General features: G+C 44.2%; 10 protein-coding genes. 5 read left to right on the top strand and 5 right to left on the bottom strand.

The annotated features are described in order from the left end of the window. Positions 1-1,172 (bottom strand): RNA-guided endonuclease IscB (gene iscB / locus BM213_RS08315; protein WP_244149225.1); only part of this gene is annotated, 1,172 nt, incomplete at its 3' end. A 366-nt stretch (positions 1,173-1,538) separates the two neighbouring features. Between iscB and BM213_RS08310 the strand changes: the two genes are divergently transcribed. After that, a complete protein-coding gene (locus BM213_RS08310) occupies positions 1,539-2,177 on the top strand; it encodes a YigZ family protein (RefSeq protein ID WP_091702935.1) in 639 nt (212 codons plus the stop codon). Positions 2,178-2,269: 92 nt separating this feature from the next. Then, the gene (locus BM213_RS08305) at positions 2,270-3,289 is read left to right on the top strand and encodes an LCP family protein (RefSeq protein ID WP_091702932.1); all 1,020 of its coding nucleotides are present in this window, start codon (positions 2,270-2,272) and stop codon (positions 3,287-3,289) included. Positions 3,290-3,322: 33 nt separating this feature from the next. Here BM213_RS08305 and BM213_RS08300 read toward each other — a convergent pair whose 3' ends face one another. Further along, positions 3,323-4,375 (bottom strand): glycosyltransferase family 4 protein, encoded by a 1,053-nt coding sequence (locus tag BM213_RS08300; protein WP_091702929.1) that lies wholly within the window; start codon positions 4,373-4,375, stop codon positions 3,323-3,325. A 223-nt stretch (positions 4,376-4,598) separates the two neighbouring features. On the opposite strand from BM213_RS08300, the gene BM213_RS08295 reads away from it, so the two are divergent. Beyond that, positions 4,599-4,817: a hypothetical protein gene (locus BM213_RS08295; RefSeq protein ID WP_004892712.1), complete on the top strand. Its 219-nt coding sequence runs from the start codon at positions 4,599-4,601 to the stop codon at positions 4,815-4,817. A 2-nt stretch (positions 4,818-4,819) separates the two neighbouring features. Further along, complete coding sequence (locus BM213_RS08290; protein WP_208601892.1) at positions 4,820-6,163, top strand: SpoIID/LytB domain-containing protein; 1,344 nt, start codon at positions 4,820-4,822, stop codon at positions 6,161-6,163. 18 nt (positions 6,164-6,181) lie between these two features. On the opposite strand, the gene BM213_RS08285 is transcribed toward BM213_RS08290, so the two are convergent. The 3 genes from BM213_RS08285 to BM213_RS08275 all read right to left on the bottom strand — a co-directional run bounded on the left by BM213_RS08285 (position 6,182) and on the right by BM213_RS08275 (position 10,862). Next, positions 6,182-6,919 (bottom strand): S-layer homology domain-containing protein, encoded by a 738-nt coding sequence (locus BM213_RS08285; RefSeq protein WP_208601891.1) that lies wholly within the window; start codon positions 6,917-6,919, stop codon positions 6,182-6,184. A gap of 13 nt (positions 6,920-6,932) precedes the next feature. Then, positions 6,933-8,357, bottom strand: a complete 1,425-nt coding sequence (locus BM213_RS08280) for an N-acetylmuramoyl-L-alanine amidase (RefSeq protein WP_244149224.1) — start codon at positions 8,355-8,357, stop codon at positions 6,933-6,935. A gap of 279 nt (positions 8,358-8,636) precedes the next feature. Then, positions 8,637-10,862, bottom strand: coding sequence for a S8 family peptidase (locus BM213_RS08275; RefSeq protein ID WP_091702920.1), 2,226 nt, complete (start codon positions 10,860-10,862; stop codon positions 8,637-8,639). 185 nt (positions 10,863-11,047) lie between these two features. Here BM213_RS08275 and BM213_RS08270 point away from each other — a divergent pair, with 185 nt between their 5' ends. Next, positions 11,048-12,970: a 5'-nucleotidase C-terminal domain-containing protein gene (locus BM213_RS08270; RefSeq protein ID WP_091702917.1), complete on the top strand. Its 1,923-nt coding sequence runs from the start codon at positions 11,048-11,050 to the stop codon at positions 12,968-12,970. Positions 12,971-12,974 lie beyond the last annotated feature (4 nt).

Below are 12,974 nucleotides of genomic sequence, written 5' to 3'. Positions count from 1 at the left end.
TTTTTCCAGCTTGCTGAAGCATGCACTTTTGTGCCATCTAACAGCCGAAGGTCAAAATAACCGCTGCTTCTTCTGCCAAATATAAAACATTCTTTCCCTTCGTACACCACCTTGTCAAACAGTTGAAACCCTTTGACAAATCGTGGAGCTTTGTTTGATTTTCGTTTTCCACCTTTCAAGATGGTTGCCTTATGCAATTGACGGTTGTTTTTGCGAACGAATTTTAGAAGATAAACCGTGCCACTCGGCTTAGCTAGTGGATTTCCACTAATACAACGAGCATCCACCATATGAGACTTAGGCAGTCCATTAGCAATGCGAATACACTTGGTGATATACCCATATGTGATATTTGCATGCGGATACACTTTCTTTAGTCCATTCCAGATAAACCAACGCATCACTGTCATGTGGGAAGCGTCTTTCAACGAAGAGAATCTCCGCTGTATTTCGTGTTCTAATCCCTCTCGATGAATCATATCGTGGCAAGTTTTGCACAGTGTCATGAGATTACTCGGGGAATCGCCACCCGTCTTTCTGCTTTCAATATGATGGACATTCAGTACAGGGTCTTTTGATTTTCCTTTGCACCATTGGCATGTATGACCGTCTCGATACAATACATACTCCCTTACGTTCCAAAAGCCCAATTGCTCTCCTTGTTGATATGCTGCACCTTGAATATCAGGATTCTTTATCTTTTGAGTATCAAATTGTGCCACTTCAACGGTGATATGGGTAATCGGAAGCAGCGAATGTACCCATTTTACTAATTTGATATGACTATCCACTTTATGCTGAGTCGAAGGGGCTAACCAGCCGTTTGGCTTCTTACGATTCAAAAATCGGGCTTTTCGATATCTTGTGTTTCGATTTCTCCGACTTCTGCGAAATTGCCTCCTCGTTGCTAACAATTCTTGAATATCCGTACGCAATTGTACTTCTGCTTCTAAAAGCACCTGATTTTTTGTGGTAGCGGATAGCCCAACATGTTTTGTTCCTGTGTCTACACCTAGAGAAATCGGTTGCTTGTATCCGCTACTACCGTATAGTAGTTGAATCGTGAACGGTGTTCTTTTTACTACTTTTGCTTTTTTGTTTTTTAACAATATCCTTGCTTTTCTTGGTGAGCACGGCATCAATGGATTGCCATGCTTATTGATCACGTACACGAACAAGGCGTGTACCTCCTTTCTCGGAGTGTTCTTCCTCTTCCCCCATGTTGGGAGGGCTTGTGATGTTGACAGCACCGTCCCTACCCATCAGGACTTTTAACCATCAACGACAGTGGCTACGAACTAGAGGAGCATTCGTAGGTGTCATGACCCTTCCAACGTAGTCCTCGAAAGACTTGGGGTAGTCAACTAGGGCTTTTTACAAGCCCCCACTTCAAAAGTCGTTAGGCTTTAAGTGGTGGGTAGTTGACCATGTCACATCTCGCCTTATAATTTTTATTATAGCATGTTTTGACGATTTCCATCAGCATTTTTCGACAACATGCACACAACATTCCAAATAAACATTGAGGTGATTTCGTTTTGTTAGAGGCATACTATACGGTAAAAGGATACGGTGAAGCGGAAATCATCATTGAAAAATCGCGCTTCATTTGTTATGTCGAACGCGCGACAACGGAAGAAGAAGCTGTGCGCTTTATCCATCAAATCAAGAAAAAACATTGGGATGCGACGCATAACTGTTCCGCGTATATCATTGGGGAACACGACCATATTCAAAAAGCAAACGATGACGGCGAACCGAGCGGCACGGCAGGTGTTCCGATGCTAGAAGTGTTAAAAAAGAAAAAGTTGAAAGATACAGTCGTTGTCGTGACGCGATATTTCGGAGGCATTAAACTCGGCGCTGGCGGTCTTGTGCGCGCCTATGGCAAGGCGGTGACGGAAGGACTGAAAGCGGCAGGCATCGTCGAACGTAAGCTTATGCGCATCATGCATACAACGATCGATTATACATGGCTTGGGAAAGTGGAGAACGAGTTGCGCGCGTCTGTTTATACGGTAAAAGACATTCACTACGCCGAACACGTGACGATTGATACGTACGTCGAGGAAAGGCATAAAGACGAATTCCGCGCATGGATGATCGAATTAACAAACGGAAAGAGCGCGATTTCTGAAGGAGAACACGTATATGTCGAGTTTGATGTCGCGCAATAAAATTTTTTCATTTACGACTGCATAAAAATTTTGTAAAATGATGATTGTTTACATGTCGATATTTGTTGAACTTTTGAAAAAGGGGAACGACTATGCAAAATAGGCGAGTATATATGAAAAAAAGGAAAAAGCGAAAAAAAATATGGACGTTCGTATTGCTTCCATTGCTTCTTCTCCTCATTGGCGGAGGGGCATATGCGACATTTCTCTTCAATAAAGCGCAGTCTGTCATTCAACAATCGTTTGAACAAATTGACGGTCGCGAAAAATCGGAGAAACGAATGAAGGAAGTCGATCCAAATTCGGATAACATCTCCGTTTTATTTATCGGTGTCGATGACAGCAACATCCGCCAAAAAAAAGGAATGGGGGCCGTTCGTTCCGACGCGCTTGTGCTAGCGACATTTAACGTCAAAGATAGGACAGTCAAATTGCTTAGCATTCCGCGCGATTCATACGTGTACATTCCAATTGAAAAAAAATACGATAAAATTACGCACGCCCACGCTTACGGTGGCGTAAAAGCAACGGTAGAAACAGTCGAAGAATTGCTTGATATTCCAGTGGACTATTACGTCAAAATGAACTTTGAAGCGTTTGTCGATGTTGTTGATGAACTTGGCGGCATTGAATTTGATGTCCCTTATGAAATTCGTGAGATGGACTCCAACGATCGCAAAAATGCGATTCACTTAAAACCAGGCTTACAAACATTAAATGGTGAAGAAGCGTTAGCGCTTGCGAGAACACGTAAATACGACAACGACATCGAGCGCGGCAAACGCCAACAAGAGCTGATGAAAGCCATTTTCAAAAAAGCGATGAGCATAAAATCGTTAACTAAGTTTGATGATATCATGGAAGCGGTCGGCAAAAATATGACAACAAACTTAACGTTTGAAGAAATGAAAGGTTTCTTCGCTTACGCAACGAAAGATGCAGGAGCGAACATCGAAACGCTCCAACTCAAAGGAGAAGACGCACGTATTAGTGGGGTATATTATTACCGTCTCGACGAAGCAGCAGTCGATGAAATTAAACAGACGTTGAAAACTCATCTCGACGTATCATCTTACCAAGCGAGAACGGAGCAATTTGCTCAAGAGCAGTAAAAAAAGAGGGTGTCCGCGCGACACCCTCTTTTTTTACGATATTTTTTTCATGCCTCGAACCATTTTCAGCAACGGGCGATAGTCTTTGCCGACAAGCCCGATTTTCTCAACAACAAGTTCAACGACAAGCAAGACGAATGCGATCACGACGAGCGCGCCAAACATCGTCGCCTTAGATAATAAAACGGCCGCTAAACCGAACATCGCCGCCATGCCGTAAATGATGAGCACTGTTTGGCGATGACTATAACCGAGACGTAATAAACAATGGTGCAAATGCGATTTATCTGGCGCTGATAACGGCTGCTTGTTTACAATACGTCTCACAATAGCAAACAGCGTGTCCGAAATTGGCACCCCTAAAATGAGAATCGGGATAATTAACGAAAACACCGTAACGTTTTTAAAACCGAGGAGCGACAAAACGGAAATCATATAGCCTAAAAACAACGCTCCTGTATCACCCATAAAAATTTTCGCTGGATGGAAATTATATAAAAGGAAGCCGAGCGTACTTCCGAGCAATAATAAGCTCATCGCAAAAACGAATGCGTACGTATTGCCCATCGTCGCCGCCATTCCGGCAATTGTGACAAGGGCGATTGAAGACACTCCTGCCGCAAGTCCGTCTAAACCGTCAATTAAATTAATCGCGTTTGTAATGCCGATAATCCAAAGCATCGTAATCGGAATGCTCAACAAACCAAAGTCTAAATATCCACCGAACGGCAAGTTAATGAAGTCAATGCGAATGCCACCGTATATGACGACGATCGCCGCCACTATTTGACCGAATAGCTTCCATTTCGGCGACAACTCATACATATCATCAAGCACACCTGTCAACACGATGATCGTCGCCCCGATCACAATCGGGGTGGCGTATGGGCTATCCGGTTGCAATACAACGTAACCGACGATAAAGCTAATAAAAATAGCTAGTCCACCTAAACGTGGCATAATTTTTTGATGTACTTTGCGCTGATTTGGTTTATCTGTTGCTCCGATCCGAAACGCCAACCACTTCACAGCAGGCGTAATAAGCACAGCTACGATAAAGCACAGAAACAAGGTGAAATAAACCATAGGAAACCTCCCTATTTGTTAGCATTCCCGATTTTTCGATCAATTATTGCTTAAAAAGTAACACTTTCTACCATCTCTTTTCGCAAACCTATCAGACATTATACCATAAATTTTAAAATCGACAAATAGAAAATAGAAAACTAGAATTTTGTTGCATTTTCACCCTTTTTGTTGAAATCATTTGCTATAATGGGAGATAGATAGAATAAGGGAGGAGAAAAAAGTGAGAAAAAAAACGATTGCCGTCATGTTGCTTGCTGCGATGCTGACTGTATCTGCATCAAAAGCGTTAGCGAACAGCGAACCTGTACTTGCAAGTGTGGAATGGGTACTAGCAAAAATCAATCCGTTAAATGAACGAGTAACAAAGCTAGAACAGCGGGTGCAACAGCTCGAACAAGAAGTCGAAAAGCTAAAACGACAATTAGAGGCGGCGAAATAAATATGAAAATCGCTCGCTGGATATGTTTTGCGTTTAGTATGTTGTTGCTCGTTCCACAGACGGTCGCCGCCGCTTCGTACCCAACACCTGTAAAAGTAAAACTATTGCCGACTGCAACGTTTTTAGCAACGGTGAATGGGAACTATCAACTGATCGATATAAAAACGAAACAAGTCATCCCGTTTACAAATCCGATCGTCTTTTCACAAACGAACGGAGCAGTCGTCGCGACAATTAATGGCGTTTCGTATACGTCAACAAGCGGCTTTTTATTAGATGAAGTAACAAGAGGCGAACAACATGACGTCACTATCAGCAGCATTCAACAAGCAGGAGGCACGTCTGCACCCGTTACATATCGCGGTTCATTCGAGATCACTCCTGGGGCGACAGCACCAAACTTATTTAATACGTTAGATATGGAAGATTATTTAAAAGGGGTCGTCCCTGGAGAAATGCCTGCTTCTTGGCATAAAGAGGCGCTAAAAGCACAAGCGGTCGCAGCGCGTAGCTATGCGTATGCCCAATTAAAAAATACGTCGTTTTTACAAATGACAGTAGCGAGCCAAGTATATGGCGGGAAGTCGAAAGAACAAGCTGCTTCTACTGCGGCAGTAAATGAAACAGCCGGTGTATATGCGACATACCAAAATGAACCGATTTCTGCTTATTTTCACTCAAGCTCTGGTGGAAATACGGAAAATAGCGAGAACGTATGGAGATCAGCCGTTCCTTACATCCGTTCCGTTGCCGATCCGTACGATCGCCATCCAAGCAACCCACACTACGGATGGAATACAAAAGTTGCGACAAGCACTGTATCATCAAGATTTAAGTTAACAAACGAACAAGTCGTATCCCTTCGCGTTACACAAAGAACGAATGCCGGAAGCGTTCAACAAGTGGAAGCAACAGTGTACAATGCTGCAACAGGGCAAAAGCGAGTCGTTCAAGCTCGCCCTTCATTCGTGTCGTCATCTGATGCGTTTCGTTCGTTTTTTGGCGTCTCACTAAAAAGTATTGCCTTTGATGTAAAAGGAAATGCAAACGTCAAAGTCAAACGAGCAGACGGATCCGAGCAGACAGTTGATCACATCGCTGGCTATGCGCTTCAAACAACTAGCGGACAAACGACGATCGCAACAGGAAATGCTTCGATTCGGACAGAAAACGAAACGATGTACTATCCGACCGCTCCAACGGAATTTACGTTCACAGGCAATGGCTGGGGGCATCGACTCGGCATGAGCCAATGGGGTGCCCGCTCTATGGCTGAAAGAGGGTTCACATACGATCAAATTTTGAAACATTATTATAAAGGCATTGAAGTGAAAAAAATCAAATAGGCTGTGCATATGCACAGCCTATTTGATTTGCAGCGCTCGGTCCATAAATGTCGCAAAATGGGCACGAGTCGTTGGTTGTTCTGGGAAAAAGTATCCGTTGCTCCCTTGTGCGATACCATGTTGGGAAATGATACGAATTTCTAACGCTCCTTGCGTTCTTTCGTTTACATCTTTATACCCTGCATACGGTGCGGATGTGGCTTGTAATCGAAAGGCCCGTTGAATAACCATTGCCATATGCTTTCGTTTCATCGATTCTTTCGGTGCAAAGCGATTGTTTGGGTACCCTCCGAAAAAGCCTGCCTCGTACGCTGTCATAATTTCGCGAGCAAACGGGTGAGAGTTTGGCACATCCGTAAAAATAGACGGTTTTGTTGATAATGGCAATTGAAACGCTCGAACGAGCATTGCGGCAGCTTGCGCGCGCGTAATTGCCTGATTAGGTGCAAACAAGCCGTTTCCGACACCGCCAACAATATTTTGACGATATAAACGAACAACATGAACATACGCCCAATGATCAATCGGTACATCTTTAAACACTTGCGGAGAATCGGCAGCTACTTTTATTTTAGCTAACTCCTGCTCCAATTGTTTCATTTTGTCATCGATTTGATTCATACGGCTATTTGTATCCGCTAGCTGCTGCTCCGTCCATGGCGCCGTCGCAATTTCCTGCTCCCCACTTGCTCCGGCATGCTCTTGCTCGCATGCCGCAAGGAAAAGCAAACTAATGAAAACAATCCATCTTTTCAAAACATTCCCTCCGTTATTGTGACGTATAGTATTTCACAATTCCTTGATAAATCGCTTCTGCATATATGTTTTGATATTCAGCCGATGTCAATTTGGCGCGGTCTTCAGCATTTGAAATAAATCCTAACTCCACGAGCACACTTGTCACCGTGTTGTTGCGTAAAACGTATAATCCTCTATTTTTCACCCCGCGGTCCACCATATTTGCCATGCGCACAATTTCTTCTTGAATATATTGGGCTAACTTTCTGCTTTCTTCACTGTTTGGATTTGTCGATGAATCGTAATATACTTCAGCACCTTTCGCACTTGTGTTCGTCGCTGCATTCGTATGAATGCTGACAAACATTTCCGCATAATTGTTTTTCGCCATGTCGACGCGTTCCTGTAACGTCGGATACACGTCTGTTTCGCGCGTCATAACGACCGTTGCTCCCGCTTTTTCAAGCTTCTCTTTTAATAATTTCGCCACTTCAAGCACGATCGTTTTCTCGCTCGCCCCACCACCAACTGCACCAGGGTCTCTTCCACCATGTCCTGCATCGACAACGATAATGCGCCCTTTTACTGGAGAGCCTGCTACATTTCGCAATTTTACATACGTTTTATGCACGTAAGCAAATTGACCATTGTAAACGATTTTTGCCCAATACCCATTTATATCGTACACATCGACAACTTGTCCTTTTCTCAAAGTTCCGACAAGCGTTCCTGTCGCAGACGGCGTTTGTCGGACGTTGAGAGTTGCAGTCGTCACTATACCTTGAATATTCGTTTTCCCTTGCTCAATTAAATCCGGTAGCGGCAAGCGGAATTGATCGTTAATCGTTCGCGCTAACAACGTAGCAAATTCTGCGCGTGAAATGGCATCTCTCGGGAAAAATTGACCGTCCCTTCCGTTCGTGATGCCGTGGTAATATAAACGATTAATATGCGCTAACGCCCAATGTCCTGCTGTGTCTTTAAACACCGCAGCAGATTCAACAGCAGCCCCTTTGCTCGGCAAAGAAAAAGCATTGACTAACACGATGCTCATTTCTGCACGGGACAATCCGGCGTTCGGACGAAAATTCGCCGTCCCGTCTCCGCCCATAATACCCATTTGCACTGCGCGTGCAATCCAGCCGCGCGCCCAATGATTTGAAGGAATATCTTGAAACGATAGCGTTCCTTCTTTCCACTCCGTTTGGCCAAGAGCGCTGACGATCATTTTTGCTGCCTCTGCCCGCGTGACCGCTTGTCTCGGTCGAAACTCGAACGCTTGTCCAACTTGATAACCGTCAATAATCCGCTCATTCACTAAAAAATCAATTTCATTTTTCGCCCAATGGTTCGTTCCGACATCGACAAATCGTCCTCCTTGATTCGTTTCCGTATTTGCCCAACTATATGGCACAACAGAAAAAAAAGCAAGAAAAACGATGAAAAGACAATACACGTGACGTTTCCCCAGCATGTTCTTCTCCCTTTCGACATTTTTCTATTCTTAAGCATAACAAACAATTCTAACCTTTTCCATACCCGATAATGCACATTTTTCTATTCGACAAATCCCTCAATCTTTTTCGACAAATAACGACATAAAGCGACAAAATTATACAGCAAAGTTATTATTTTTGTAGTGTTTTTTTTTTAAAAAACGGCTATACTTACTTATGCGATAAGGTTTTGGTTGCTAAGTCAGCCTCCCCGCCAATTGGAAGTGGCGGGGCTTTTTTTATGCTGATTTTGTCGATTTTTGTTGAATAAGTTCAGCAGCACGGATAAGTATGGCACACATTTCTGCTCTCGTGACTGGATCATTCGGACGGAAAAAAGCATGTTTTGCAATTAATCCTCGTTCCGCTAACAATTGCACGGCAAGCCACACATCTCGTTGCGTCACGTCTTGGAATGGATAAACAGAACGAATTGGCTCATTGTCAAGTTGCAACGCACGCGTAAGCAATAGGGCAAGCTGTCCACGCGTCAACGGTTCATCTAAACGTGCGCGTCCCCCACTTCCTTTTACCACTCCTTTTTCTGCAGCTGTCACGACCGCTAGCGCATCTGTTGATGTGAGCGGCACGTCACTAAAAGGAGAGCGCAATACAGACGGCGCCTCCCAACTAAGCAGACGATAAAGCATAATGATACTTTGCCGACGAGTGAGAGAAACGTGTGGACGAAACGTACCGTCCGGATATCCACGTATCATTCCTCGTTGCTTTGCTTGTGTAATCGCATCATACGCCCAATGCGTTTTGTTCACATCGGAAAACGATGTCATACGAATCGGGACGAGGCGAACGTCAGAGGCGACAACCCGCTTTTGATCGTCCGTGATCACGACGGCGATATCGCCTTGTTGTTGCGCCAGATCAAACAAGCGAAACGACATCATGTCCTGATCGACAAGAAACGAATGCACGAGCTTTCCGTTCACAAACATATGACCGTTCATACCGATAAACTGAGGAGACACACCAAGTACATACGTCTCATTCCTTTTTAGCGGCTGCCCCGGCTGCACATTAAACCAGTCAAGACCCGATGGGGTGGATGAAGCGATTGCCTCTTGCCATCGGATAATTCCATATCCTGTATATATATCATATCCTCTCCAATGCACATCTTTTGCTGTTTTCCATAAACGTTTGCGAAGTTGAAGCGCATCTTCTTCCGGGTATGTCGCACGCAGTACAGCTAACAGAGCGGACACGTGCGGCGTCGCCATCGACGTGCCGCGCATCGTACGATAGCCAGATATATAAGTGCTCCATAAAAAATCTCCCGGAGCGCTAACATCTACTTCCCAACCGTAGTTTGAAATAGAAAGAGGAGCTTGTTGCCGATTAATCGCTGCTACAGTAATCACCCCTGGATAGCTAGCAGGGTAAACGTTTGTTGTTGCCATATGGCTATTGCCAGCTGCCGCAACGACATGCACACCTCGTTTCACCGCTTCTGCAATGATCGAGCGGAGCACTTCCGTCTCACCTTGTCCAGCTAAACTTAAATTGATGACAGAAGCACCGTGATCGAGCGCATATTTTACCCCTTTCGCAATTTCAAAATCACCGCCTACGCCGTAACGATCTAACACTTTAATTGGCAAAATATCAATCGGAGCATCTCCAAGAAGCCCAGTAATTCCTTTTCCATTATTCCCTACCGCAGCTAAAATGCCCGTTACATGCGTTCCGTGACCAAACGTATCTTCCGCATAACGTTTTTTTTCTGCATAATCAACACTTAAACTATATAAAATGTGATCGCCAAAATCTTCATGAAGCACAATACCTGAATCAATGACGGCAACGACGACGTGATTAACCGCCTTCATTTGTATGATGCGCGGCGCCTGTTGCCAATCGGATGCGATCACATGCAAATGAATCGTAGACGAGAAGCGAGGGATAAGCACATCTAGCCGTTGAAGTTCTCCTTCGTTTTCTCCTAATATCTCTCCGTTACTATCTTTCACTTCTAACCGCCACGGCCCTTCCACATGATCGAGAGTTACAGATATTCTCGTCACACGCTCCTCCCCCATTGTAAACACGATATGTTCACCATTGACTGCTTCGCCGCGATATGTCTCCATCTGTCCGTCAACATTCATCAGCTTGCCGATGAAGTGATTTGTCGAAGTGAGCGAAGGGAATGTCCAACGAATGACAGGAAGCGACCATTGTTCAACAAATAACGGATCATTTGTCGCGGCACGCTTGCGATCGTTTTTTTCTATTCGAACAACAAACGGCAGGTGCGAGACGTGTTCACGCTCTTCTTCTGTCATCATCACTTTCGCAAACGTTCCAATCACATCTAGCACATCAGCATTGATATATTTCATATCCGACTCGTTGCGAACTTGAATAATCCATTCCTCTTTCTCACTCGCTTGCACACGGACGGAAAATAAAAAACAAACGATACATAACCAAAGCCACTTTTTCACAACATCCCTCCTCCTACTTCCATTGTATCGCGCGAAAAACGACGTGAATAGACAAAAATCGTGACGATATTGGAATGACATACAATTTAAACAAAAAATAATTTTTTTACATTTTCATGGCAAAACATATATATCGTTTTGTTATAATTTAATAGAATCATAATGAACTAGAGGAGGAAAAAATGATGAAGCAAACAAAAAAATGGCTGATGCTCGTCTGTATGCTAGCGGTAGCTTTCGCGCTCCATCCGCAACCATCGCAAGCGAGCGAGAACATCACGCGCGGAGAGTTTGTACAGCAGCTCATCACAACACTTGGCGTAGACGTCAAAAGTGAAGTAAAAGAGCTTCCTTTTACAGACGTTGATCCGCAACTTGCTCCTTACGTCGAAGCGGCTATTCGACTAGGCATCACAAACGGAAAAACGGAAACCGCTTTCGCACCAAATGAGAAATTAACGCGCGAACAAGCGTATGTTTTTCTCATTCGTTCCTTACAGCTTCGCCATCACTATGCAACAAACATATTTAAGTTGTATAAAGACGGAACGAGCATTAAACCGTGGGCACAACAGCCAATGGCTGCTGCGATTCATCTCGGATTGCTTCAAGGCTATAGCGATCAAACGCTCCGCCCACAACAATGGCTAACAGTCGAACAAGCTAAAACGATATTGAAACGGTACGACACGAACATTGAGAAGATTACATTCATCCATACGAACGATACACATGGGCGCATCATTGCCAATGCACAAAATGGTGAAATGGGCTTTGCTAAAATCGCAAAAATCGCCCAAGATATGCGTCAAAAAAATAAACAAACGTTACTTGTCGACTTGGGCGACACGTTCCACGGCACGACGTACGTCAATCTAAACAGCGGACAAGCAGTCGTCGAACTGATGAATGCGATGAAGTATGATGCGATGGTACCAGGTAACCACGATTTCAACTACGGGCAAGATCGGTTGCTTGAATTAAAACAAGCCGCTCAATTCCCAATTGTAAGCGGAAATATTTACAAAAATGGTCAACCGTTTTTACCTGCTTATACAATTAAGCAAGTCGGCAATAAAAAAGTAGCGCTTGTTGGAGTAACTGCGACAGATACGGCAGTAAAAACAAATCCAGCTGGCATCGTTGGCATTACGTTCGCTGATGAAAAAACGACACTGAAACGGCTTGTAAACGAATTAAAAGGAAAAGTTGATCATATTGTCGTTCTTTCTCACGCCGGTTTACAAACGGACGAGAACATCGCAAACAACGTAGCTGGTGTAGACGTCATTCTTGGTGGTCATAGTCACGACACAATTGAAGCGCCGAAAAAATTTAAATACGCTTATGTTGCCCAAGCATTCGAATATGGAAAAGCGGTCGGACAAACGAATTTATTGTTTTACAAAGGTAAACTCATTGGTGTAAATGGCTTCTTATATCGCGATAGCGCAACAAAGCAAGCAGATGCGTCCGTTCAAGCAATTGTCGATGCACATAAAAATAGCACGGATGCAACGCTACAACAAGTGATCACAACGATTGATGTCAACTTAGATGGAGAACGCGCAAACGTGCGTACGAAAGAGACAAACCTCGGTAACCTCGTCGCTGATGCGATGCGCCAAGCTCTTCAAACGGATGTGGCACTAACAAACGGTGGAGGTATTCGCGCTTCCATTCCGAAAGGCGATGTGACGCGCAATCACATTTTAACAACGTTGCCGTTTGCAAACACACTTGTCAAAGTGTCAATGAGCGGCGCCGATTTGAAAAAAGCACTTGAACATGGTGTTCGCCTGTACCCAGAACAAAACGGCGGCTTCCCGCACGTCTCCGGCATTCAGTTTACATTCGATGCGACAAAACAAGCAGGAGCACGTGTAACATCTGTAAAAATTAACGGACAGCCGCTTGATGAGACGAAAATGTATACCGTTGCTACAAACGACTTTATCGCAAAAGGCGGCGACGGCTATGACATGTTCAAATCAAGCACGATTGAGTTCGATAGCGGCGAGCTGCTAAGCACCATTGTTATGAACTACTTGCAATCGAACAAGCCGATCCCAACTGTTGAAGGAAGAATAACAGTCGTGAATCAATAAACGA

This window comes from Anoxybacillus pushchinoensis (assembly GCF_900111795.1).
GTDB classification, from domain to species: Bacteria; Bacillota; Bacilli; order Bacillales; family Anoxybacillaceae; genus Anoxybacillus; species Anoxybacillus pushchinoensis.
The sequence above is the reverse complement of the archived record's forward strand: the minus strand, read 5'-3'. Positions and strand labels throughout refer to the sequence as shown.

Excerpts from the sequence above, each read along its gene's own strand:
- BM213_RS08290 (WP_208601892.1), top strand. The coding sequence starts at position 4,820 with ATGAAAATCGCTCGCTGGATATGTTTTGCGTTTAGTATGTTGTTGCTC.
- BM213_RS08300 (WP_091702929.1), bottom strand. The coding sequence starts at position 4,375 with ATGGTTTATTTCACCTTGTTTCTGTGCTTTATCGTAGCTGTGCTTATT.
- BM213_RS08270 (WP_091702917.1), top strand. The coding sequence starts at position 11,048 with ATGAAGCAAACAAAAAAATGGCTGATGCTCGTCTGTATGCTAGCGGTA.
- BM213_RS08305 (WP_091702932.1), top strand. The coding sequence starts at position 2,270 with ATGCAAAATAGGCGAGTATATATGAAAAAAAGGAAAAAGCGAAAAAAA.